Annotated in this window: 21 protein-coding genes and 4 pseudogenes; 18 read left to right on the plus strand and 7 right to left on the minus strand. The window is 24.2% G+C overall.

Annotated elements, in window-relative coordinates; translation table 4 throughout:
- Position 1: 1 nt before the first annotated feature.
- Positions 2-793 (minus strand): hypothetical protein, encoded by a 792-nt coding sequence (locus AAHM76_RS02585; protein ID WP_342256547.1) that lies wholly within the window; start codon positions 791-793, stop codon positions 2-4.
- A gap of 125 nt (positions 794-918) precedes the next feature.
- Positions 919-2856, minus strand: a complete 1938-nt coding sequence (gene parE / locus AAHM76_RS02590) for a DNA topoisomerase IV subunit B (RefSeq protein ID WP_342256548.1) — start codon at positions 2854-2856, stop codon at positions 919-921.
- Between the two features lie 124 nt (positions 2857-2980).
- Between parE and AAHM76_RS02595 the strand changes: the two genes are divergently transcribed.
- Positions 2981-3772 (plus strand): glycerol-3-phosphate acyltransferase, encoded by a 792-nt coding sequence (locus tag AAHM76_RS02595; RefSeq protein WP_342256549.1) that lies wholly within the window; start codon positions 2981-2983, stop codon positions 3770-3772.
- A 262-nt stretch (positions 3773-4034) separates the two neighbouring features.
- On the opposite strand, the pseudogene AAHM76_RS02600 reads toward AAHM76_RS02595, so the two are convergent.
- Positions 4035-5146, minus strand: a pseudogene (locus AAHM76_RS02600) (IS3 family transposase).
- 54 nt (positions 5147-5200) lie between these two features.
- On the opposite strand from AAHM76_RS02600, the gene AAHM76_RS02605 reads away from it, so the two are divergent.
- The 3 genes from AAHM76_RS02605 (at position 5201) to AAHM76_RS02615 (ending at position 7276) form a co-directional block, all read left to right on the plus strand.
- Complete coding sequence (locus AAHM76_RS02605) at positions 5201-6130, plus strand: IS3 family transposase (protein ID WP_342256550.1); 930 nt, start codon at positions 5201-5203, stop codon at positions 6128-6130.
- A 230-nt stretch (positions 6131-6360) separates the two neighbouring features.
- Entirely contained in the window at positions 6361-6549 is a 189-nt protein-coding gene (locus tag AAHM76_RS02610) for a hypothetical protein (RefSeq protein ID WP_342256551.1), read from the plus strand.
- Between the two features lie 445 nt (positions 6550-6994).
- Positions 6995-7276: a hypothetical protein gene (locus tag AAHM76_RS02615; RefSeq protein WP_342256552.1), complete on the plus strand. Its 282-nt coding sequence runs from the start codon at positions 6995-6997 to the stop codon at positions 7274-7276.
- 859 nt (positions 7277-8135) lie between these two features.
- On the opposite strand, the gene AAHM76_RS02620 is transcribed toward AAHM76_RS02615, so the two are convergent.
- Entirely contained in the window at positions 8136-8318 is a 183-nt protein-coding gene (locus AAHM76_RS02620; RefSeq protein ID WP_342256553.1) for a hypothetical protein, read from the minus strand.
- A gap of 395 nt (positions 8319-8713) precedes the next feature.
- On the opposite strand from AAHM76_RS02620, the gene AAHM76_RS02625 reads away from it, so the two are divergent.
- From AAHM76_RS02625 to AAHM76_RS02660, 7 genes and pseudogenes are all read left to right on the plus strand, one after another.
- Positions 8714-8935 carry a hypothetical protein gene (locus tag AAHM76_RS02625; protein ID WP_342256554.1) on the plus strand — a complete coding sequence of 74 codons (222 nt, stop codon included), beginning with the start codon at positions 8714-8716 and terminating at the stop codon, positions 8933-8935.
- A gap of 527 nt (positions 8936-9462) precedes the next feature.
- Positions 9463-9900 carry a DUF3627 domain-containing protein gene (locus AAHM76_RS02630; protein WP_342256555.1) on the plus strand — a complete coding sequence of 146 codons (438 nt, stop codon included), beginning with the start codon at positions 9463-9465 and terminating at the stop codon, positions 9898-9900.
- 152 nt (positions 9901-10052) lie between these two features.
- The gene (locus AAHM76_RS02635) at positions 10053-10256 is read left to right on the plus strand and encodes a DUF2649 family protein (protein WP_342256556.1); all 204 of its coding nucleotides are present in this window, start codon (positions 10053-10055) and stop codon (positions 10254-10256) included.
- A pseudogene (locus AAHM76_RS08390) lies at positions 10256-11270 on the plus strand (hypothetical protein). The gene AAHM76_RS02635 and the pseudogene AAHM76_RS08390 overlap by 1 nt, the downstream one beginning before the upstream one ends.
- On the plus strand, positions 11263-11697 hold the full coding sequence (locus tag AAHM76_RS02650) for a hypothetical protein (RefSeq protein WP_342256559.1): 435 nt from the start codon (positions 11263-11265) through the stop codon (positions 11695-11697). The pseudogene AAHM76_RS08390 and the gene AAHM76_RS02650 overlap by 8 nt, the downstream one beginning before the upstream one ends.
- Before the next feature lie 18 nt (positions 11698-11715).
- Positions 11716-11952 carry a hypothetical protein gene (locus AAHM76_RS02655; protein WP_342256560.1) on the plus strand — a complete coding sequence of 79 codons (237 nt, stop codon included), beginning with the start codon at positions 11716-11718 and terminating at the stop codon, positions 11950-11952.
- Between the two features lie 310 nt (positions 11953-12262).
- Positions 12263-14383 (plus strand): annotated as a pseudogene (locus AAHM76_RS02660) (spiroplasma phage ORF1-like family protein).
- 27 nt (positions 14384-14410) lie between these two features.
- On the opposite strand, the gene AAHM76_RS02665 reads toward AAHM76_RS02660, so the two are convergent.
- Positions 14411-14803, minus strand: a complete 393-nt coding sequence (locus AAHM76_RS02665) for a lipoprotein (RefSeq protein ID WP_342256561.1) — start codon at positions 14801-14803, stop codon at positions 14411-14413.
- Between the two features lie 73 nt (positions 14804-14876).
- On the opposite strand from AAHM76_RS02665, the gene AAHM76_RS02670 reads away from it, so the two are divergent.
- From AAHM76_RS02670 to AAHM76_RS02695, 7 genes and pseudogenes are all read left to right on the plus strand, one after another.
- On the plus strand, positions 14877-15833 hold the full coding sequence (locus tag AAHM76_RS02670) for a DDE-type integrase/transposase/recombinase (protein WP_342256562.1): 957 nt from the start codon (positions 14877-14879) through the stop codon (positions 15831-15833).
- Positions 15834-16643: 810 nt separating this feature from the next.
- Positions 16644-17555, plus strand: a complete 912-nt coding sequence (truB, locus tag AAHM76_RS02675) for a tRNA pseudouridine(55) synthase TruB (RefSeq protein WP_342256563.1) — start codon at positions 16644-16646, stop codon at positions 17553-17555.
- Positions 17555-18442, plus strand: coding sequence for a riboflavin biosynthesis protein RibF (gene ribF, locus AAHM76_RS02680; RefSeq protein WP_342256564.1), 888 nt, complete (start codon positions 17555-17557; stop codon positions 18440-18442). Before truB ends, ribF begins: the two co-directional genes overlap by 1 nt.
- 96 nt (positions 18443-18538) lie before the next feature.
- On the plus strand, positions 18539-18805 hold the full coding sequence (gene rpsO, locus AAHM76_RS02685) for a 30S ribosomal protein S15 (protein WP_342256565.1): 267 nt from the start codon (positions 18539-18541) through the stop codon (positions 18803-18805).
- A gap of 359 nt (positions 18806-19164) precedes the next feature.
- The gene (locus AAHM76_RS02690) at positions 19165-19647 is read left to right on the plus strand and encodes an SDR family NAD(P)-dependent oxidoreductase (protein WP_342256566.1); all 483 of its coding nucleotides are present in this window, start codon (positions 19165-19167) and stop codon (positions 19645-19647) included.
- Positions 19648-20185: 538 nt separating this feature from the next.
- Positions 20186-20242 (plus strand): annotated as a pseudogene (locus AAHM76_RS08395) (hypothetical protein); the annotation flags it as partial.
- A gap of 102 nt (positions 20243-20344) precedes the next feature.
- Positions 20345-21001: a transposase gene (locus AAHM76_RS02695; RefSeq protein ID WP_342256567.1), complete on the plus strand. Its 657-nt coding sequence runs from the start codon at positions 20345-20347 to the stop codon at positions 20999-21001.
- A 68-nt stretch (positions 21002-21069) separates the two neighbouring features.
- On the opposite strand, the gene AAHM76_RS02700 is transcribed toward AAHM76_RS02695, so the two are convergent.
- Positions 21070-22181 (minus strand): IS3 family transposase gene (locus tag AAHM76_RS02700; RefSeq protein ID WP_342256568.1). Its coding sequence is split into 2 segments (ribosomal slippage): positions 21070-21938 and positions 21938-22181, totalling 1113 coding nucleotides; the frame shifts between segments, so codons are not numbered across the junction.
- Positions 22182-22574: 393 nt separating this feature from the next.
- Positions 22575-23909: a DEAD/DEAH box helicase gene (locus AAHM76_RS02705; RefSeq protein ID WP_342256569.1), complete on the minus strand. Its 1335-nt coding sequence runs from the start codon at positions 23907-23909 to the stop codon at positions 22575-22577.
- Positions 23910-24955: the final 1046 nt, after the last annotated feature.

Consider the following 24955-nt stretch of genomic DNA (forward strand, 5'->3'; position numbering starts at 1 on the left):
TTTAAATTCCTCTCTGTAAATAAACTTTCATCATTTCATTCTTGATTATAAAATTTTTATAATCAATTTGATAAAATAACTTTTGCCCTAATTTTGTTAATGTTCAATAATCCTTATGTTTATCATAAGTAAAGAGTTGCTGTTGATGAGTTAATAATAACAATGCCCGGAAATATGCTAAGATTCGGTCATTAAGATTATTACAAATTTCAATTAACTGTAACAACTCTGATAAAATATTTGTTTTGATTGTAAATTCTTGTTGATAATAAATTGTTGTTGCTGATTTAATCATATATTTACCCATTTTGGATAATCAATCAATTTCATATTGATAAAATAATGTTCCTTCAATTAATAATAATTTATAAATTGTTAAATTTAATGTATTTAATTGTTGATTAATTTTTAGTGGTAAATTGTTAGGTTTAATTAATGTTCTTTTTTTAATATTAATTCCCATATTAATTTTTTGCCAAGCAAATAAAATTATTAATATATTATAATTATAATAGTTTAATTCAAATGCAACAATTTTATCGTCAAAAAAATGAATGCCTTCTTTTGTTAACAAGTACAAGTTACTACTTAGTTCTAATTGATAAAGTGGGGTTGCTTGTTGCATAATTTTTTTTCAAAAAATTTCTTTTTCCGTAGTTTGTTGCGCTGCTAATAATAAACTTTCATAGCATCAGTTTAATGCTATTTCATCTGTTATCGCAAGTTCAATCGTTGTTGCAATTGTATTTTCACTATCTTCACTGCCACTACTTGTTCAAACTTCTAATGTCAATCTTGTTTTTGTTTCTTTTATTTTAATAAGTCATAACTGAAAATTTTGATATTGACTAAGAGTTAGATTGGTTTGATTTAGGGTATTAATTAATTTTTTGATTGCTTGTAACATTGTTGTCCTATTTAATTAATGATTGCTTGAAAATCATCTTCTAAAGTAAATTTAACATTTTCATCAATTCAATCTTTTCGTTTTTTAGCATCATCTCCCATTAAGGTGACAATCCGTCTTTCAGCCATAACGGCATCATCAATTGTTACTAAAATTAGCTGACGAGTTTGGGGATCCATTGTTGTTTCTCATAATTGTTCTGCATTCATTTCCCCTAGCCCTTTATAACGCTGTAATTCAAATTTACCATGAAATTGACTTAATTTATTTTTTAATTCTGTTTCATCTCATGCGTATTCAATATGTTTATTTTTGGTGCTAGTAATTTTAAATAAAGGTGGTAAAGCAAGATAAACCCGATGATTTTCAATTAATGGTCGCATATAACGATAAAAAAATGTTAACAATAAAGTTTGAATATGTGCACCATCCGTATCCGCATCAGTCATAATAATTACTTTGCCATAATTGGCATCATTAATATCAAAGCCATTTCCGACTCCGGCCCCAATGGCATTAATCATTACATTAATTTCTTCATTATTCATTAAATCTTGAAATTTTGCTTTTTCAGCATTAATCACTTTCCCACGTAATGGTAAAATTGCTTGAAAACGACGATCACGCCCTAATTTGGCACTTCCCCCCGCAGAATCTCCTTCAACTAAAAAAATCTCATTATTAAATTTATTTTGGTTTTGAGCTGGTGTTAATTTTCCGGTTAATAAGCGATCACTATTACCACGTTTTTTACTATTACGAGCTGATTCGCGTGCTTTCCGAGCTTCTTCACGAACATTACGAGCTAATAATGCTTTTTCAATAATAGTATAAGCATTTGCCTTATTTTCTGTTAATCAAAATCCAAATTGCTTTGCTACAATTGTTTCAACTGCAAGCCTCGCTTCATAAGTCCCTAATTTCCCTTTGGTTTGACCTTCATACTGAATTAAATTTTCGGGAATTTTTACTGAAACAATGGCCGTTAATCCTTCACGTGTATCAACGGAATCAAGATTCTTATCTTTTTCTTTTAATAAGCCTTCTTTGCGAGCATAATCATTAATTACTTTTGTTAATCCTGTTCGGAATCCGGCAACATGACTACCACCTTCACTTGTTTTAACATTATTGGCAAAACTAAGTAAATTTTCATTAAATTCAGTTGAATATTGTAACGCTATTTCAACTTCAATTTTTTTTTCTATCCTTTTTAACATAATAATTGGAGTAATACTTTTTTTACCTTCATTCATATAAGTAATAAATTCTTCCAAACCATTATTAAATAAATATGATACTTTTTTATCAGTGCGTTGGTCAGTTAATGTTAACTTAACCCCACTATTTAAAAATGCTGATTCACGAATTCGTTCTGAAATTGTTGAAAAAGAAAAATCAATTACTTTAAAAATCTTATGATCAGGTAAAAAAGTAACTGTTGTTCCCGTTGTTGTTGTTGTACCAATTTTTGTTAACGGCCCTTTAACTTGTCCACCATTCGCAAATTTAATACTTCAAACTTTGTGGTCACGATAAATTGTGACATCAAAAGCTGCCGATAAAGCATTAACAACTGAAGAACCAACACCATGTAATCCTCCTGATGTTTTATAGCCATCACCGCCAAATTTTCCCCCAGCATGTAAAACTGAAAAAATTACTTCTGGCGTTGATTTTCCAGATGAATGAATTCCAGTTGGAACACCACGGCCATTATCTGCCACCGTAATCGCATTATTTTTATAAATAATAATATCAATTTCATTACAATAACCAGCTAATGCCTCATCAATTGAATTATCAATAATTTCTCAAACTAAATGATGTAATCCACGAACATCAGTTGAACCAATATACATTCCTGGACGTTTTCGAACCGCATCTAGTCCTTCTAAAATCTGAATTGATGATTCATCATACTTTAATGTTTTATCTTCAATACTCATATTCTCTATCATTCCTTTTAAATATAATTTTCACTATTAATATTTTATATTATAATGCTTTTATTTACAATTATTTACTAAATTATTTCTAATTGCTATATAATAGTAAAAGAGAGGTGAAGGAATGACATTATATGGATATTTAGAGACAGCTATTACGGCAATAATTGGTTACTTAATTGGTTCTTTTAGTTGATCAATCTTTATTAGTAAAAAAATTTATAAAATTGATGTGCGTGATTATCATTCTAAAAATGCCGGAGCAACAAATACTAGTCGTGTTTTAGGAAAAAAATGAGGTTTTGCCATTATGTTTTTAGATATGCTAAAAGTTACTATTACAATGTTTATTGCCTTTGGTATTAGTTGTATTAATATTAATGGAGTTAATTTTGGCTCAACTAGTTATTATATTCCAGCTTTTTTTGTTTTAATTGGTAATTCTTATCCAATTTATTATAAATTTAAAGGTGGTAAAACAGTTTCATCTTTTTTAGGGTTATTATGAATGACTAACCAATATTATTTTTTAATTGCTACAGTTGTTTGATGAAGCACAATTTTTATTTGAAAACGAGTTTCTGTTTCTTCAATTTTAGCAGCATTCTTTACAGGAGCATTATGTTGAATTCCGCAATTAAGTGGCATTGATGTTATTAACTTTAATGGTGATTTACTTCAAAATTCTCATCTTGCTTGAGTGAATTACTTACATTATGTTAATTATGATAATTACTATGATAGTTTAGCTTTAATTAATATTATTATCACTTTAAGTGCTATTTTATTAATCTTAAAGCATCATCAAAATATTGTTCGCTTATTAAAAGGAACCGAAAAACATTATGATTTTAAAGGGAAATCTGATTTAGAAAATGGTAATCTTCCAAAACATAATAAAATCAAAAAACATTAATGAATTATTATCGGTATTATTCATTATTCTTAGGTTTTTAATAAAATTAAGTAATTAGAAACAAATTAGGTTTCGCTTATAACTAAATGATAACAAAATTTATAAAAAATTGTTTTAATTTTGTAGAAAAATCTTGATGAAATAAAAAAAATAATCAATATGATAACTTTAAAAGAAAATTATATAAACTTTTAATATTGTTATTTAACTTTTTTATATGGAATGGCAAGGGTTGGAATGGCAACACTTTTTAGGACACTTTTTATATAGACATTTGTTTTCTAAAAGTAACTGGAGATAAATAATTTAAACTGCCATGAATTCGAATATTGTTATATCAATGCACAAAATAAAAAAGTTCGTATTTTAATTGTGTTAAATTTTTAAATTTTTTACCCTTAATAAATTCAGTTTTAAAAGTTTTGTAAGTTGTTTCAGCCACAGCATTATCATAAGGGCAGCCTTTATTGCTTAATGATCTTTTAATATTAAAAGTTATTAAAATTTCATCAATGATTTTATTTTTAAACTCATTACCACGATCAGTATGAAATAGAGTTATTTGATTTAATGGTCGTGTTATTTTATGAAAAGCTTGTTGGACCATTTCGGCTGTTTTATTCGGCCCAGCACTATAACCAATTATTTCACGATTAAACAAGTCAATTAATAAACAAATATAATGTCATTTAGCGCCAACTTGAACATATGTTAAATCACTAACAATAACTTCATTAGGTTTTTTGTTGTTAAATTGACGATTTAAAATATTATTAATTTGGTCATTATTGACTGTTGTTTTATGATTATGATATTTTAATTTGGTGTATTTAGAAACCAAATTATTTTTGATCATAAAGAATCTGATTTTTCGCCGCGATAAGATGATATCTTTTCTGTTTAAAATAACTTTAATTTTGCGAGCCCCATAAATTTTGCGACTTTTATTAAAGGCACTGATAATTTCTTGTTCATAATTATTAACTTGCTTGTTAATACATTTATTAGTTTGATAATAATACGTTGATTTTGATAAACCCAAAATCTTACATATTTTTCTTGCTGAATATTTTGTTTTGTTGTTATTAATTATTGTTATTTTTTGGCCATTATCAGTGCGGCTTGCTTTAAAATGTCATTTTCCATTTTCAAGTCTTTAAGTTCTTTTCGTAAAGTTATTATTTAATTTTCTTCTAGTGTGCGATTGTCTTTTGCTTTAAATGAACCAGAATTATTATAATTTTTAACTCAACTATAAATAGTTGGTTTTGGTAAATTATATTCTTGCCCTAGATTAATAACACTTTTACCATTTTTATATAGCATGACAATTTGTTTTTTAAATTCTTCAGAGTATGAAGTTTTATTTCCCATTTTTATATTCCTTCTTTCTTAATAATTTTATCTAATTTTGAAGTCTATATAATTATGGTCCTAATAATTGGAGCCTATCCAAGAAAACAAACAATTACGAATGGAAAATTGCATTTTAAAGCAAACAGCATTGATAATCGGGAAAAAATAACAATAATTAATAACAACAAAAATAAATATTTAGTTAGGAAAATATGTAAGATTTTGGGTTTATCAAAATCAACGTATTATTATCAAACTAATAAATGTATTAAGTTTGATGTTAATAATTATGAACAAGAAGTTATCAGTGCCTTTAATAAAAGTCGCAAGATTTATGATGCTCGCAAAATTAAAGTTATTTTAAACAGAAAAGATATCATCTTATCGCGGCGAAAAATCAGATTCTTTATGATCAAAAATAATTTGGTTTATAAATACACCAAATTAAAATATCATAATCATAAAACAACAGTCAATAATGACGAAATTAATAATATTTTAAATCGTCAATTTAACAACAAAAAACCTAATGAAGTTATTGTTAGTGATTTAACATATGTTAAAGTTGGCACTAAATGACATTATATTTGTTTATTAATTGACTTGTTTAATCGCGAAGTAATTGGCTATATTGATGGGTCAAATAAAACTGCTGAATTAGTTCAACAAGCTTTTCACAAGATAACACGACCATTAAATAAAATAACTTTATTTCATACTGATCGTGGTAATGAGTTTAAAAATAAAATTATTGATGAAATTTTAATAACCTTTAAAATTCAAAGATCATTAAGCGCCAAAGGATGCCCATATGATAATGCTGTTGCTGAAGCAACTTACAAAACCTTTAAAACTGAATTTATTAACGATAAAAAATTTGCAAACTTAACACAATTAAAATGCGAGCTATTTGATTTTGTTAATTGATATAACAATATTCGAATTCATGGCAGTTTAAATTATTTAACTCCCGTTGAATTTAGAAAATACCAGTCTACATAAAAAGTGTCCTAAAAAGGGTTGCCAATCCACTTTTAGAAAACAAATGTCTATATAAAAAGTGTCCTAAAAAGTGTTGCCATTCCACTCCGTATTATCTTGAATTAGTATCTAATCCACTAGAATTAGAAACAGGTTATTGAGTATTTGAAAATTGTAAAGTTGGATTAAATTCATTATATTTTAATTTTAATGGTGGTGGCCCTGTTCCTCCATAACCAATTAATTACTGAGTGGAAGTTTATGCAAATGATAGACCATTTATTATTGTTGATAATAAATATTATTTCGTTGTATGACGAGGTAATGAAAATAATGATTGACGCATTGTTAAATTTAAACATTTTGAACAAAAAGAAAAAGTTTTAGATAAGTATGATAAATATGAAATTAAAACATCACAAAACGAATCTGTAATATAGTTGATGTACATGGAGAATTAAAATATCTTATAAGAATTTATAGAAGATGAAATTATGAAGATTGTGGTCGTATAAAGAAAATAAGGGTTTTTATTTTTAAATGTTATTTAGTTCAATAAATTAAAAAGGTATTTTTTTTCTTATTTGTCTAAAACCCTTATTTTCTTTATACGACCATAATTGTTGAGAATCTAAATCATTTTTAGATGAGGAATTAGGAATAAAGAAATATCAAAAACTTACCTTAGATTTAGAACTAAAAATATTAGAATTAGCATAAGGAAAAAGGCAAAAAGATATTATTGATTGTTTTCCTTGATTAAATTTATCAAAAATGACTATTTCACGAACAATTAGAAAATATGATATTGAGTATTTTAGCAGCCATTTATTTAATAAATTTGAAAAGATTAATTTAGAAGAAAATTCATGTCTTTATATTTTTATGGATGAAGGATTTATAACATTAAAAGAAGAAAAACAAATTAAAAAATTTAGATGTTGTATTACAACATTTAATACTGGTTTTAATTTAAAAGAATGTAAATATAACAGAAAAACATTAGCAAATAAAAGAGGTTTTGTTATATTAAAAGAACAAAAAACAGGAGAAATTAATACCGAAGATTATGTTCAAAGAATATTAATGGAATTAGAAAAATATTATATTTTACCAAAAAAAATTAAAATTGTTGTTGGCGGAAATGGTGATGGTTGAATTATGTAAACAGCGTCTTATTTATAAGCAAAATATGTTTTAGATTGATTTCATTTTTCTAAAGAATTAAAAAGAGCCTTTTTAAAAGGAAGAAAAACCGAAGCAAAAATAAATATTTATAATGAATGTTATAACTTATTTATTAATGGTAAGTACGATAAATTATTAAAAATTGCTAATTCTTATCATAAAACTGAATTAATTAGATATATTAAAAATCATAGTAAAGGCATTAAAAATCAAAAATTACAGTATAATATTGGAGTTTCAGCTGAAAGTGATATATCTTGATTTAACAAATAAACTTTGGGTTATGGGGCAAAAGCATATTCATATAAAACATATAAAAACTTACTATATTTAAAATTAGCTAAATTAAATAATATAAATGTAATAGAAACAATTAGAGAATTTATGAGTAGTTAAAAAATTATATATACAGAAATTAGAAAAAATCTAGTGTACAAATCATTAATTGAATGATTATTTTTTAATGTTGTTAAATTTTAATTATTTGTTTAAAAAAATTATTTTTATGTTAATATAGACTTAACAAATAAAAAAGATATTCCGTTTCTTTTTATGAATATTGTAAATCCGTAATTCAGTTATTCACCCTCATTTGTTAAAATATTTCATACCATGATTAACTCATTTATAATATCCTGCTCTTGAAACATTTAAAATTTTACATAAATATTTAATCTTGTATTTTTTCTTCAAGGACCAAACCGTCTGAAATTTCTTCTTTTTCGATTTGGTTAAGAACTTTTTTACATCTTCAACAATTTTAATGCATTGAATTAATTCTTCTTTTGTCATTGCATTAAAATCAATATTTTTTGGTCGACCTGATCTACGAATTCCTTTAGATTTTTTCCCTATTTCCTGGTTCTAAAGCAGAATCTCCTTTAATCGCAAGTTCTCTTTTTCATCTAATTAATGTTGGATATGCAATGTTAAATTTTTTAAAAGTTTTTGACCACCCATATTCTCGATAATATTTTATAATATTTAATTTTTCTTCTTTTGTAAATCATTTTCCGCCCATAATAAAAACACCTTTCAATAAAATTATGACACAATCCTATTTTTTATGTGTCTATTTTATTTTGGGTGTTCAAAAGTTCTATTTTTTATATTTTTTGAGATATTTTATTAATTTTAAAGGCCATTTAGGTATTTAATTGTAGAAACCACATACATTTTGTAATTTTGTGGTATTTACATTTTTACAAAATAAATTTTATTAATATTTTAAATAAGGAGTTGAAATTATGCAAACAAAACATTATTTTATTTTGCGGTCGTTATTGAAAAAGTATGGTAAAGATATTGTTATTAATACTGTCAATAAGATTGCAAAAGATATTGAGATTAAAAAGTAAAAAAATAAATTATTCCGCGTAATTTATTAGCGGATAATTTATTCAATAATGTTTTTAAGTGGAGCGAAGCGACAACGAGCGGAGCGAGTTTGCAAATTTCAATTTTTTAATTTATGAAAGGAGTTATATCACGCCAGTATGATTAACATGAATATTTAGTATTTTGATTTTGTTAGGTATTTTTGCGTGAATTGGTTTATCAATTTATCAAAAAGTTAGACAAATTCAAGGTAAGAAAAAAGAAAAAAAAGAACTTGAAAAAAAGGAGGATAGAAAATAATGAATTTTTTAGCAGATGCAGTTACTTTTGGGACTGGAATGGATTCCATTTGAACTGGTTTAGGTAATGCAATGAGTAAAGTGAAAGACGCTGCGCTGTATATGGTATTTTGCCGCAATTAATGACCTTTTTAGGTGATGCATGAATTATTTTAATTCCATTTGGATTATTTATTATAATTAAGATATTAAACTTCTTCCGTCATATGGTTAAATGATTTTAATAGAATATAATACTATATTCTAAGTTATTTTAAACAAAATTAAGGCACACTAGTTTATTCATTTTTTATTAATTTATTTTATATAACTATTACTTTAAAACTTAATAGTATTTTTCAGTGTGCCAATTTTTATTATTTTATATATTTAACATTGTTAATAACATTGTTTATTAAACATTAAATAAACAATATATTAGCATTATGTATAACATTGTTAATAATCAATGTTTTTATCAATAAATAAGCAATAAGATTAAATATAACATTGTTTATTAAAAAAATATTTAGTTAGGAGTTGATAAAATTGAGTAATTTTGTTAAGAAAAATCAGAATATAGCAAATTATTTTATTTCTAAGGAACTTATTCCTTTTGAAACAGATAAAGCAAGTTTTATAAATTTACCTAATCATAATTGCCATATTGGTTTTTGGTTGAGTAATAAGTTTATTTATCCTAGTCAAAAACACTCTGAACAAGTAGCAATCGGTTTGATTTATGATAATTCTTATCGTATTGTAAAATATGATGAAAATTTAAAACAACACGATTGAAAATTTTTAACTGGAACAGAAATAATTGATTTATATAATCAATATAAACAAAACTATTTTACGCGTATGCATAAAGCACTATTTCAAAATGAACCTAAAAAAGTAAAAACAAATAACAATAATAATTTAACAAATTGAAGTGATGAAAAAGTACAACAATTAATTAATGATTTAGAAAGTTTAAATTAAATGAGTTTATATAATTATTGAGTTCAATTTGTAAGTTATATTATTGGTTCAAATGCTCCTGAATTTTTATATATATTATCTTTTGTATTATTTATCGTTTTATTTTTTGGAATGTTTTTTAAACTTATTCAGAAAATGTGAAGTTTTTAAAGATGCAAAATGATTGAGAAAAATTAAAAGAGTTTTTTATTCATGTCTTTTTGTTTATAGATAAAACGAATGTTAAAACTATTACAACTTTAAATTTAACACAAAATGAATATTTAACTTTAATGATTGGTGTTTGAATTGTAATTTTGTTTTTAACTTGGTTCTTATTGTGAATGATTTTTAAAATAGTTGGGTATTTTAAGTAATGAAAAAGTTTGTATTTTTTCTAATAAATTTTTGTTATATTAGTGGTTCAATGGTTTTGTTTAGTTTAATTGATTTATTACTTTGAATAATTTCATTAAATTATACTGGTTTAGTATTTTGACTTTTATTTGCTTTGCAGTGTGTTTATTTTGTTTGGTGAATTTGAAAAAATGTTTTTTATCAGTTAAATGTTTTTCGTTTAGTTTACTTTATTTGAGATAATCCGTTATCAGTAATTATTGGTAAATTAGGAACTGGTAAAACATTACTTTTAACTTTTTTATCACAAGTTATGAAACTTTTAACAAAGAAAATTTATAGTAATTATCCAATTGAAGATGATGCAATAAAAATTTTAACTTTTAATAATTTATATTTTACTGATAGAACTAAATTAGTACCACCTGACGATAGTTTAATTTTGTTTGATGAAAGTTTTTTATATATTGATGGAACTAGTCCACACGAAGTTAAAAAAGTTCATGGTGGTAAAAGTGTGTGGATTGTTTTAGCAAGACATTTTAAAAATAGAGCGATTTTTACCGTACAGAGCGTGAGGGTATGATGTGAAATAATATTCGTCATTTAGCAAGCGGTATTATTATTACAATTTCATCGAAAAACCCGTTAAGTCAAAATTAGGTAATATTTTTAATCGTAGTTTTGTTATGCGAATTGGTATTTTCCAAGATATTACAGATTATGAAATTTGAAAAACAAAATCAGTAGAACGAACAGCAGAAGGTAAACGAGCAAAACATAAATCGGATGTTGGTTTAGGAATTCGGTTTTTTAAGATAATTATTCCGCTTTAATTTGCTAATAAATACGATAGTCATTGATTAAGTTTTGTTCGTGATTTGAAAAACGATGAGGTTGTTAATAAAAAAGAATACTTTTGAAAAGATATATCAAAATTAAACAATAAACAACGCTTAGAATTGTTTGATATTGATATTTTGAAAGAAAATTTAAAAGCAAAAAAAGGGAAAGGAAAGATAAAAAATGAGTAATTTATTAAGTGAAAGCGTTAATAACAATAATTGAAATAAGATTTTTAGTTTTATTTTTGATACTTTTTTATTTGTTTTTGATGTGATTTGAAATACTAAATTACCAATGTCAAATATAACGATTGCTTATTTTTTAATCTTTTTTATGGTTATTAAGTTATCAATTTATGCAATTCACGGAACATCAACTAATTATAACGATTTAGGTTTAACAGTTAAAAGTGGTGTTATTAATAGTTCTAAACTATACGGCGCTACTGTTCGGGGTGTTTATAATACTAAACAAGGTTTACAAAAACACATTAAAGAACGAAAACAATTTAAAGTTAGTCGCAATAAACAACAGTTATCAAGTTTAGCAAAAAAAGCAAAAACAAGAGAACAAGGGTTTAAAAGAATTCATAGCACTAAAAGAATAAAAAAATAAGTAAGGAGTTGATTTTATATGATTAAGTTAGTTTTATTGGCAGCGGCAATCGATATATTTGGTACTGGTTTTATTACTGTTATTATTAATCAGTTGACATCAGCAAAAAATATTATTATGGATTTATATAATTCTGATACTTGGTTGTTATCTATTTTTGGTAAAATGGCGATTTTATTTAGTCATCCGTTAATGTTAACAATATCAAGTTTATATATTATTGGTTTTATTATTTCAAAAACATTATATAGTTAGGAGTTGAATTTATGAAAAGTAATGTAGAAAATAAAAAAAAAGAAACAAAATGGTTTATTTATTTCTTGGGTTGATTTGATTTTGTATCTTATTATAAGTTTTTCGTTAACTCTTGTATGTGTATTAGATACAGTTTCAACGATTGAAGAATTAAAAGAAAAATATGCTGGTATAAATGGTTGCATAATTTATGGTTTATGATTTGATATATTGTGATATATCTTAATAATTCATTATTTTTATGGTTATTTATTTAATGAAATTATCAAATTAATAAAAGAAAATCGTAAAAATAAGTTGGTAGAGAATAATGCGTAAGTTTTTAGTATTATTTTCTTTTGTACCAATTTTATTGATTTCTTTTTTCTCATTAGGGGCGATGACATTACAACAAAACCATCAAATACAACAAATAACAGAAAAAGTAAGAACAAAACGGAGTGCAGAAACCGGCATTAATGAAACTGATTTTATTAATACAATGTTTTTACGTAGTAGTTTTTTTGAAAATTGAAGTGATACCAATTATTTTATTAATCCTACCTTAAAAACATCAAAATTATTAACTTATAATGATAAATTGTATTTAGATTTTTTAAAATATAGTTATTCAACTGGTGTTTCTTATGATAAACCTAGTGATAAATTTATAGATTTATATAAAAATTGAGATAATTATGTTAAACAATATAACATTAATAAATTTTATGATGTTGACAAAAAACAATTTTTAAAAGAATTGACAAATTTTGCTTATTCTTTTGCGAATAAATATAATTTAACGCAAATGTTAAATAAATTAAAAGCAAATATAACTAATTTAAAATCAGTTAATTTAATTGAAGATAATTGAAAATTAGTTGATGGATTTATAAATGAAAAAAATAATGATAGTAAAAAATATATTGGAATTGTTAAAATTGAAAATGGTTGAAAAATTATAAAATGAACAGGAAAAAATATTGAATTAAAATATCAATACAAAGCAATTTATCGTTGAGATGGTGTTAATGAACCTAATTTACCAGAAATAGATAATAATACTGGAAAATTAATTTTTTGAACTGATAATCATTATCAAAATACTCGTTCTTTTTTATTAAAGTATATTGATGTTATTATCCAAGAAAATATTAGAGTACAGCAAGGCGGTAATCCCGATTATGATAGTTCTATTGTTGGAACACAACGAATAATCTTTGATTTTGAAATTGTTGATGAAAGTCTGTGAAAAAATAGTTTTAAGTCAATTTATCGGATGGTTTTAACAATTGATAAAAGTAATAATATTATTGCTGGTAGTTTAGAATTATTTCATAACTGAAAATATGCTGATGAATCTGTTAAAAATCAAAAAGATAAATTAGGTTTTTTATTTACTTTTATGAAAGATAAAGATAATATCTTTAATTTTGATGGAAATACTAATTCATATTTAGAAAATGGAAATATTAAATATTATGAACAGATGAAAGGTCAAATTTATATTAATAAGTTTTTAAAAGCATTTTTTGCGTATGCTTTGGTGCCGGTGTTTCAAAATCGTAGTAATTTTATTGAAAGTGGTTATATTGATAATTTACAATATGATACTGTTTTAATTAACTTTTTTGGTTTAAAATTAGTTAATTTTAAAGATGTTTTAATTGATTAAAATAATATTAATAAAAATCAATTTGAAAAATTATTAAATAGTATGTTTACAGTTTCGCAAAATTTTTATAAAGATTATTTACGAACAATTTTTGATTTAGAAAATAATACTTATAAACAAGGATATAGTAAAAAATATGGTTTATTAGCAAATAATGGTTTTAAAATTTACCCACGTTATTTTTATTTTTCTGATAAATATAAATTATTAGATTTTAAGATGTATTCTGCTTATAAAAATCGATTTTATAATACAAATTATGGAGATGTATTTAATTATGATTTTTCCGTTGCAAATAATTATAATATTAATCAAAATGAGGGTTATGTTTTTGAAAGCACTTTAAAAAACAAATATGGTTTAAAATATAAGAAAATGGAAGAACAAAAAATCGGTTATAATGTCTTTGAATTACAAGCACAAAAAGAAAATGATATGTACCGTTATTATGATTTTAATTTTGGTATTTATAATTGACAAGAAATTAATAACGGTGGATTATTCCCTGATAGTCAATGATGACAAGCACAATATGAAAGTTGTAGTTGATATAATTTAGCGTGTCATATTCGTAATGCAGCAATTTGAATAGTTAATAATATCCCTGGTATTAAACAAGTAAATGAATTAGCGAGTGGTGTTGGAAAAATATTTCAAACAATATATAGTTTTTTTAGTCAAACATTTGAGGTATGAAAATTTAGTCCCGCATTGTATAGTACAATAACTAATTTATTCTTATTAATTATTTTTATGAAATTTGTAAGATTAATATAAAAAGGAACTTAATAATATAGTTCCTTTTTAACCTTTTCAATCTGTAATTTTACCTGTATTTTTATCAATTATTGGTGTTTCTGGTTCATTAATACCATCTCAACGATAAATTGCTTTGTATTGATATTTTCATTCAATATTTTTTCCTGTTCATTTTATAATTTTTCAACCATTTTCAATTTTAACAATTCCAATATATTTTTTACTATCATTATTTTTTTCATTTATAAATCCATCAACTAATTTTCAATTACTATTTTTTGGTGGTTGTTGTAGTTTTTCTGGTTCTGGTGTAGGTTTAGGTTCTGGTTTATTACCCCCTTCGTTTTCATTGTTATTTGGTTTTTCACAACTAATTAATGATGTTGTACTTGTTGCTGTTAATCCGATTGTTCCTAAAATACTTAGTAACTTTTTCATATCTGTTCCCTTTCTTTTTTAATTTATCTTTAATGATAAAATTATACTATATTTTTAAGGTTGGTGTAAATTAATGAAAAATATTATTAATGATTCTAATTTAAGCGATTTACAAGCAAAATCACAAGATTTTTTAAGTAAAAATTATAAAAATAAATATTATAAAAGAATAAAAACAAAAATATTTGCATATATTAATTTATGCAAGGAGTTTTTTCTTGAAACTAAGTTGTTATTAAAAGATTTAATTAAAAAATATTTTAAAAATAAATTTTCAACTTTTTATTATTGAGCAAAGAAAATTTTACTTGCATATACAAATAATAATTTTGAAGATTTATTATTAAAATCAACAGTTCCTAATAATATTAATTATCAATATAGTGAAGATACTCGCAAAAATATCTGTGATTTATATTTTGAATATTTTGATAAACGTGCTGGTGGTTTTTTATCATTGTTTTATAATTTAAAAAAAGGAATTCATGGCGAAGAATTAAAAAATAAAGCACCAAAAAATTTAAAAACATTTTTTCGTTGACTTAAAAAAGATAAACGATGATTAAAAATAAAAAATAAAATTAAAGAAATTAAAAGACAACATCCAAGATATGAAGTTAAAGAATTAGGATTATTACAAATGGATGCGAAATATTTTATGCCAAGTAAATTTCCAGTTGATAAAAAGTATTATGTTTATGATTTTATTGATGAAAGAATTAGAGGAGTATTCGGTTATATTTATGATAAATTATGCACTGAGAATGCTATTGATGCTGTTAAAAGAGCAATTAGTGATTTTAAAAAAATATTTGGTATCAAAATAACACGAATTAGAACTGATAACGGTTCTGAATTTATTAATAGTCATCAGAATAATAAAAAAAGTAGCGTTAAAGAAACTACTTTTACTCAATTTTTAACAGATAAAAATATTTTACATCAAACAATACCCATTCGTTCTCCACAGTCAAACGGTAAGATTGAAAGATTTCATCAAAATTATACTAAGTTATTTGTATTTTATTAAAAAATATTGGATGAAGTTAGTTTACAAAATAAACTAAATGATTATTATTACTTTTATAATTTTGAAAGAGTACATAAATCTTTAAATTTTCAGACACCATTTGAATTTTTAACTAATTTAATTAAATAATTTAAAATTTATAAAGTTTTATTTAAACTATTTTTTTAGTGTGTCAATTTTAGAATTTTTATTTATATATGTATCATTTTTAATAATTTTTTTATATTTTAAATTATATATTTTATTATTTTTTCTTGTTTTCTTGCAATCTACAAAATGTGTGTGGTATACTACAATTTAGGTATTTAATACATTTATACATTTATTTTGTTCGTTGCTTTATTTTATTAAAAAATAAAGATTACCTAACATGTCCAATTTTCTTATTTTGATTTACTTATTTGTCTACTTAAGAAATTTTTAATAATAACATACATTTTTGAAATTGCAATATTTTAAAAGTAATTTTTTTGTTTTAGACAAATAAAAAAATTAATTGAAGAAAAATGAACAGCCTATAAGAAACTTTAATTAATTTTTAAAAACGTATTAAAAACAAACTTTAAGATTATTTTAGATTTAAATATTGCCAAAAAATACAAATTTTAGCACAAAAGGAAAGGCTAGAATAATTTAATAAAGATATAAATGTAACAATATTTATTTTTCATACATAAATATCATAAACTATATTTTTCTAATAATCAATTAATTTTGTAAAAAATACGACAAAAATAAGGGTACTTTTTTAATCAGTGTTAGGAATATATTAAAAAGTGATATAATATTTCAAGAAGTGGGGTGGTTATTATGCATGACGGTATTTTTTTAATCAATAAACCAACAGGAAAAACAAGTAATCAGGTTATTCAAGAAATTAAACAAAAATTGCAGATTAATAAAATTGGTCACGCAGGAACATTAGACCCATTAGCAACAGGATTGTTAGTTGTTTTAGTAAATAATGCTACGAAAATGAGTGAATATTTGTTAACAACAGATAAAGCGTATGATGTTGAAATGCGATTATTTGTTGAGACAGATACTGGTGATATTACTGGGAATGTGCTTAATGAAACAGTACAATTTAAGATTCAAAAAAAAATATTAAAAAAAATCTTTAATGAATTTAATGGATTTATGTATGAACAATATCCGCCAAAATATTCTGCTATTAAAGTTAATGGTAAAAAACTTTACGAATATGCACGCCAAGATAAAGAAGTAAAAATTAAACCACGAACTATTACAATTAAGGCAATTAAATTAAAAAAATATGATGCACATAATCATACAATTAAATTTATTGTGTTATGTACTAAAGGAACATATATTAGAAGTTTAGTGACTGATATTGCGGCAAAATTAAATACTATTGCTACTGTTACAGCTTTATGCCGTACGCAATCAGGAAATTTTATGCTATCTAAAGCAATTAGCCCTGAAGCAGTAAATTTTAATGAGTTAATATCGATGTATGATGCTTTATTTACTAATAATCAACAATTATTGCTTTATCATCATGATGAAGAAATTCGGCAAGGAAAACCTATTGTTATTATTAACCATACTGACCCAATTATTTTTATTATTGATAAAAATAAAAATGTTTTAGCAATTTATAAACATATTAGCAAACATGTTTATGCTTGTCAACGTGGACTATGAGGACATATTGAACCTAAAAACCAAGATGACAGAGAGAAGGACGATCATTATTAATGAAAACTTTAGTATGAAATAAGCCAAGTGATAAGAAACCAAAAGTTGCTTGTTTAGGTTTGTTTGATGGGTTTCATCAAGGTCATTTAAAATTAATTACACGTTTAATGGAGATTAAAAAACAGTATAACCTTGCAACATTATTTTTTACTATGTCACAAAGTGTCAGTAATTTTTTACAACAAACAAATACAAAAATAGTAGATAATCATTCAAAACAACAAATTGTTGAAAAATTAGGATTTGATTATTATTTAGAAGTGCCGATTACTACTGCATTTATAAATTTATCTGCACAACAATTTTTAACAATTTTAAAAAAACAATTTAATGTTACAAAAATTGTCATTGGCTCTGATTTTCGGTTTGGAAAAAATCGTGAAGGGGATTTTAATGATATTATTGCTTTTTTTGGTCAAGAAAATGTTTATTTAATTACTCGCCAAGATAATTTGTTTTCTTCAACAACAATTCGAAATTTTTTATTAGAATATGATTTATTATCAGCAAATAAATTATTGTATGAAGATTATAATTTACGTGGAGAAGTAAAACCAGGAAAACAATTAGGACGAACAATTAATTTTCCAACGGCAAATATTTATTTGCCACAGAAAGTAATTTTGCCCCATGGTGTTTATGCAACAGAAACATTAGCACAAGGCAAACTTTATCCTTCAATGACATCTTATCGGTTATTTGAAGGGAAAAAAGTTGTTGAAACATATTTGCTAAATGTTAATTTGGATTTATATGGTCATGAAATCATTGTTTATTTTAAAAAATATCTTCGAGAAAATATTAAAATTAATAATTTAGCAGAATTAGTTACGCTTTTAGAACAAGATTTAGTTAATACCCTTGTTTTTTTTGCCAAAAAAGCATAATATTAATAAGGCTGTTATTTCGTTGATTTAAGATAACCCTTTCTTAAATTCTTTGTTTTAACATAATAAACCACTAAATGAAGGGAGAAAATAGTAATGGTTTCAAAAGAAAAAAAAGCAGAATTAGTTACAAAGTTTGGTAAAAATACCAAAGATACTGGTTCAACAAAAGTTCAAATTGCAATCTTAACAGAAGATATTAACAATTTGACCGAACACTTAAAAGTACATCGAAAAGATATTGTTTCAAGAAGAAGTTTATTGCAAAAAGTAGCACAAAGAAAACACTTGCTTGCATATTCAACCAAAACTGATTTTAATGAATATAAAGCAATCATTGAAACATTAGGAATTAGAAAATAAGGTTTAAAGTTTTTAACCTTTTTTTAAAAGTTTAATATGGAGTATAATAAGATAAATTAATAATTTAGATAGCATTACAAAAGTTGAGATTTTACAAAAAAATATAAATAAAAACAACTAAACAAATTAAATAAATTTACTAAAAACCTAATATTAAGCATTTTTTTTGCATTACTTAATTAATAAGTAAATTTAATTTTGTTTGTTATACTTACAAACCTCAACTTTTTTCTTACTATCATAATTTATTTAATTACAACAATTACTATTATTTAGTTAATAAATTTGTTATTGTGCATTTAATTTACATTTAAAAAAAGATTATTTTACTTAATGTTAGAATTAAGGTAATGAAAAGGATGATATATAATGGAAAAAAATTTGTTGTAGTAACAGGAGCATCATCAGGAATTGGATATGGTTATTGTCAGTGATTGTTGAAGCAAGGTTATCATATTATTGGAGTATCTCGTCATACAGAATGAGCAAAAGAATTACAACAACAATTTCCTGAACAAACAATTGTTGATTTATCATATGATTTGTCTGTTCCTGAAAATTGTTATGCTTTATTTGAAGAAATAAAACAGTATCATATTGTTTTATTTATTAATAATGCTGGTTTTGGTAAAAAAGATCTTTTTATAACAATTCCTCTAGCAGATGAATTAAAAATGATTAATTTAAATATTCAAGCAGTCCATATTTTAACAAAACTTTTTACGCAATATTTTATTGAGCAGAAAAAAGGACGAATTATTAATATTTATTCCCTGGCTGCTTTTTTTCCTGGACCAGGAATGGCAACTTATTTTATTATGCAACAAAAGCATATATTTTAAGTTTATCTGTTGCTATTAATACTGAATTAAAGAAAACAAAATCACCAGTTCGTGTAGTTACTATTTGTCCTAGAGCCACACAAACTGCGTTTTTTAAAAATGCTGATTTTAAAAAAAATAAAACATTGCCAGGTTTAATGTAATTAGAACGATTTATTAAAAAATCCTTACCAAAAGCATTAAAAATAAAAAGAAAAAATTATTTAATTATTGGTTGAAAAAATCGCTCTTTGAAACGTTTATTTCGTATTATTCCACAAAAATCTTCATTAAATTATACATATTTAATTCAAACTAAAGATTAAAATTTTACTTTAATTTTGTAGAAAACTCTTGATATTTATAAAATATACCTAAAATTAGGTATATTTTTAATATAAGAGGTGAATAATTAATGGAAAAAATAATTGAAGAATTAATAAATAGTTTAACAGATGATCAATTTTTATAATTTCATGAAAAAGTAAAAAAAGAAGCAGAATTAATTAAAAAACAAAAATGCTTAAATGAAATTGATCAAAAATTTAGGGATAAAGGTATTAAATGTCCTAATTGTCAATCTTTTTATTGTGTTAAAAATGGTCATAATCCTGAAGGAAAACAAAAATATTTATACAAAAAATGTCGTGCTAGTTTTGATGCTTTTCGTGATCATTTTACGTATTGAAGTCATTTAAATTATGAACAGTGAAATTTATTGATTCAAATTTCATTATTAGGCCAATCTAGTAAAATGATTTCCCACTTTATTAAAACATCACCGAAAACCGCTTGATATAATCGCCAAAAAATAATGAAATCAAAACAATTAGAAAACACCCAATTAAAATTTAAAACGTTAAATGGCCAAATTCAAATCGATGAAACATTTATTAAAGAAATCCACAAAGGTAATTTTAAAGATAAATTTGATAAAAGAAAAATTCATCTTGATTCATTTTCGACCAACACTAAATGTTGTATTCAAATGGCTGTTGATAGCAATAATAATATTTATGTTAAATCAACCAACACAAAACGATTACAAAAACAGTGAATTATTGAAAATATTAATAAACAATTAATCAAAGAAAATTCAATTATTATTTCTGACATGCAACCATTATATTTATTAGTATCAAAACAAACAAATTCTATTTTATTAGCAACTAAAACTATTATAAATCCTGATGCTAGTTATCGGAAGTTAAATAAAATTAGTAAATTACAATCAAATCTTAAAGAATCCTTAATTCATTATCATGGCTTAGGTTTCACGAACATTCAAAATTATTTAAATCTATGAAAATGAAAATACCAGCATAAAGGTTTAACGCCAAACCAACAATTATCGGTATTATATTTTAACGTATAAAAAAGTTAAATAACAATATTAAAAGTTTATATAATTTTATGGAATGGCAACACTTTTTAGGACACTTTTTATATAGACATTTGTTTTCTAAAAGTAACTGGAGATAAATAATTTAAACTGCCATGAATTAGAATATTGTTATATCAATGCACAAAATCAAAAAGTTCGTATTTTAATTGTGTTAAATTTTTAAATTTTTTACCCTTAATAAATTCAGTTTTAAAAGTTTTGTAAGTTGTTTCAGCCACAGCATTATCATAAGGGCAGCCTTTATTGCTTAATGATCTTTTAATATTAAAAGTTATTAAAATTTCATCAATGATTTTATTTTTAAACTCATTACCACGATCAGTATGAAATAGAGTTATTTGATTTAATGGTCGTGTTATTTTATGAAAAGCTTGTTGGACCAGTTCGGCTGTTTTATTCGGCCCAGCACTATAACCAATTATTTCACGATTAAACAAGTCAATTAATAAACAAATATAATGTCATTTAGCACCAACTTGAACATATGTTAAATCACTAACAATAACTTCATTAGGTTTTTTGTTGTTAAATTGACGATTTAAAATATTATTAATTTGGTCATTATTGACTGTTGTTTTATGATTATGATATTTTAATTTGGTGTATTTAGAAACCAAATTATTTTTGATCATAAAGAATCTGATTTTTCGCCGCGATAAGATGATATCTTTTCTGTTTAAAATAACTTTAATTTTGCGAGCCCCATAAATTTTGCGACTTTTATTAAAGGCACTGATAACTTCTTGTTCATAATTATTAACTTGCTTGTTAATACATTTATTAGTTTGATAATAATACGTTGATTTTGATAAACCCAAAATCTTACATATTTTTCTTACTGAATATTTTGTTTTGTTGTTATTAATTATTGTTATTTTTTGGCCATTATAAGTGCGGCTTGCTTTAAAATGTCATTTTCCATTTTCAAGTCTTTAAGTTCTTTTCGTAAAGTTATTATTTCATTTTCTTCTAGCGCGCGATTGTCTTTTGCTTTAAATGAACCAGAATTATTATAATTTTTAACTCAACTATAAATAGTTGGTTTTGGTAAATTATATTCTTGCCCTAGATTAATAACACTTTTACCATTTTTATATAGCATGACAATTTGTTTTTTAAATTCTTCAGAGTATGAAGTTTTATTTCCCATTTTTATATTCCTTCTTTCTTAATAATTTTATCTAATTTTGAAGTCTATATAATTATGGTCCTAATAATTGTAGCCTATCCATTCTTAAAGTTATCATATTGATGATTTTTTTTATTTCATCAAGAGTTTTCTACAAAATTAAAAAAATTTTATATATGGGTTAATTTATGTCATAAATTAGAAATTCTTTCGGGTCAAAAAAATATATTTTAAAATAATTATTAACCCCCTTGATTTTTTTTTTTTTTTAATAATTGTAAATTGTAAATGCAAATGTAGCACTTTATTGAAAAAAATAAAGTGCTACATTTGCATTTACAATTTACAAAATAAAAAAACAACTTATAAAAAAGTTGATTTATTGTTTTTACTTTCTTAAAAAAATAAGCAAACTTAAATTCGATTGAAAGTAAAATTGGATTTATCAAATTTTTGTTTTTTTTGTTTTCATTTTTTATTACCTTGGGTATTAAATTTCTTTTTTGTATTAGATTGGTTCTTTTTATTATCTAAATATGAATACTCATATTTAAAATTATTATTTTTTTGATTAAAAGTTGCTTTTTTATTACTAGAACTAAAGTTTTTTGTTCCTTGTGGTTTTTGTTTTAAATCATATGTTGTAATATCTAATAACTCAATTTTTTTCTTTTGATATGTACCCAAATGCTGAATTTCTCTTAAATCATTACGATTTGAAACAATTGATATTGCTACACCAGTAGCGCCAGCGCGTGCTGTTCTTCCAATCCGATGAATATAACTTTCTCGTTCTATTGGAATATCGTAATTAATAACATAATCAATATTGTCAATATCAATTCCTCGTGCTGCAACATCAGTGGCAACCATAACTTGCACTTTACCATCCCGGAATAAACGCATTGCCCGCTTTCGTTCATAACGACTTTTATCACCATTAATTGTACAACAAGGAATACCATTATTTGTTAACATTTCAGCAATTTTATTAGTAAAAACTTTTGTATTTGAAAAAATAATACTTCGTTTTGGTTGCAAATGTTTATATAATGCTATTAAAACATCTTCCTTATGAAAAGACAATGCATTTACATACTGCTGTCTAATATTATTTTGTTCAATAACATTTTTTGTAACAACAATTTCAACAGGATTATTTTGATAGTTATTAGCAATTTCTAATACTTGTTTTGACATTGTTGCTGAAAATAATAATGTTTGATATTGTTTAGGAGCATTTTGAAATACTTTATCAAGATCATTTTTAAATCCCATTTTTAACATTTCATCAGCTTCATCTAAAACAATTGTTTTAATTTTATCTAATCGCAATGTTTTACGATTAATATGATCAGCAATTCGTCCTGGAGTTCCCACAATAATATTGCTTTTTCGTAAAGCATAAATTTGACGTTGGATATGTGAACCACCACAAATTAAGGTTGCATTTACACCTTCTAAATAAGTTGCAAATTTTCGAACCTGGTCAATTATTTGGCTTGCTAATTCATGTGTTGGGCATAAAATAATTGCTTGTGGTTGTTTTAAGTGTGTATTTAAGTTTTGCAAAATTGGCAAAATAAAAGCTACAGTTTTACCAGTTCCCGTATGGCTTTTACCAATAATATCTTGATTATTAAGAGCCACTGGAATAGCTTTTTCTTGAATTTCAGTTAGGTTAGTATAACCCATTTTAACAATCATCCGCTGTAATGATGGGTATAAATTTAATGTATTAAAATTCATTTAGTCTCCTTTAAAATTTAGTATAAATAGTTTAGTTGTTTTTTTAACATTACAGCTGTTGAATTTACATATTAATATTATTTTAGATAACAGAATAAATTAAAATTTAACAACATATTAATTATATATTAAAAAATTAATAAAATAAATCATTTTCCCTAGAAATTAAAATGAATTTTATTATAATTTTAGAACCACAAGCAAAATTAAAAGGAATGAATCCCGTTGAATACAGAAAATCATTCCTATAAATTACTTTCTATATGTCTATTTTTATTGACATATGGCGTCCTGTACGATGAATCGGCAAAAAAACAATTCTTGTGAGATTGTTTTTTTATTTTTCTATTAAAAAAATAAATTTATTTGCATTATTCATAGGATAGTATCTTTAAATTTAGAACTTTTATCATAAAAACAGATGTTATTCTGTTTTCCCTACACAAAATAAATGATATTTTTATAAATTTCCTTTCAATAAAGGTATTATCCATTGAATAATGCAATGCTTAAAAATTAATATTTTGATACTTAAAGATGGATAACTCATCTATGGCACGAAGCCTTAAAGAAAGTGTGAAAGCGAGTGGATTTATTCCTATTTATTTCTTCAATTCTCGGCAAGATTAATCACTTGCGAAATGTCAGAGCGCGTGTTTTTTGACTTGTTTTCATAAAAAGAGTGTTATTAAAACGAAAAAAACAATATCGGACACTAAAAAAACAAGATGGTTGGAACTCCAAAAGGTTATTTTCTTTATATAAAGTTGTCTAGGTATGGATGAAGCGTAATTAATAACTGGGTAAACTTTTTTTGTTTATTTCCGTAGGGGGATAAACTCTGTCTAAATATCCTACCGCCCCCGCTCACCCCCCAAAAAAAGTGAAGCGGGCGGCGAATTAAATAAATACTAAAATACAAAATACATTATTTACTAAATATCAAAATATTAACCAATAAAAAAATAATATTTTTTTACAGAAAGGAAAATATTTGATAAAAAAATGAAATAAAAAAATTGAAAGTAAATTACAAGAATTAATGA

Source organism: Spiroplasma endosymbiont of Poecilobothrus nobilitatus (assembly GCF_964030655.1).
Taxonomy (GTDB): Bacteria; Bacillota_I; Bacilli_A; order Mycoplasmatales; family Mycoplasmataceae; genus Spiroplasma.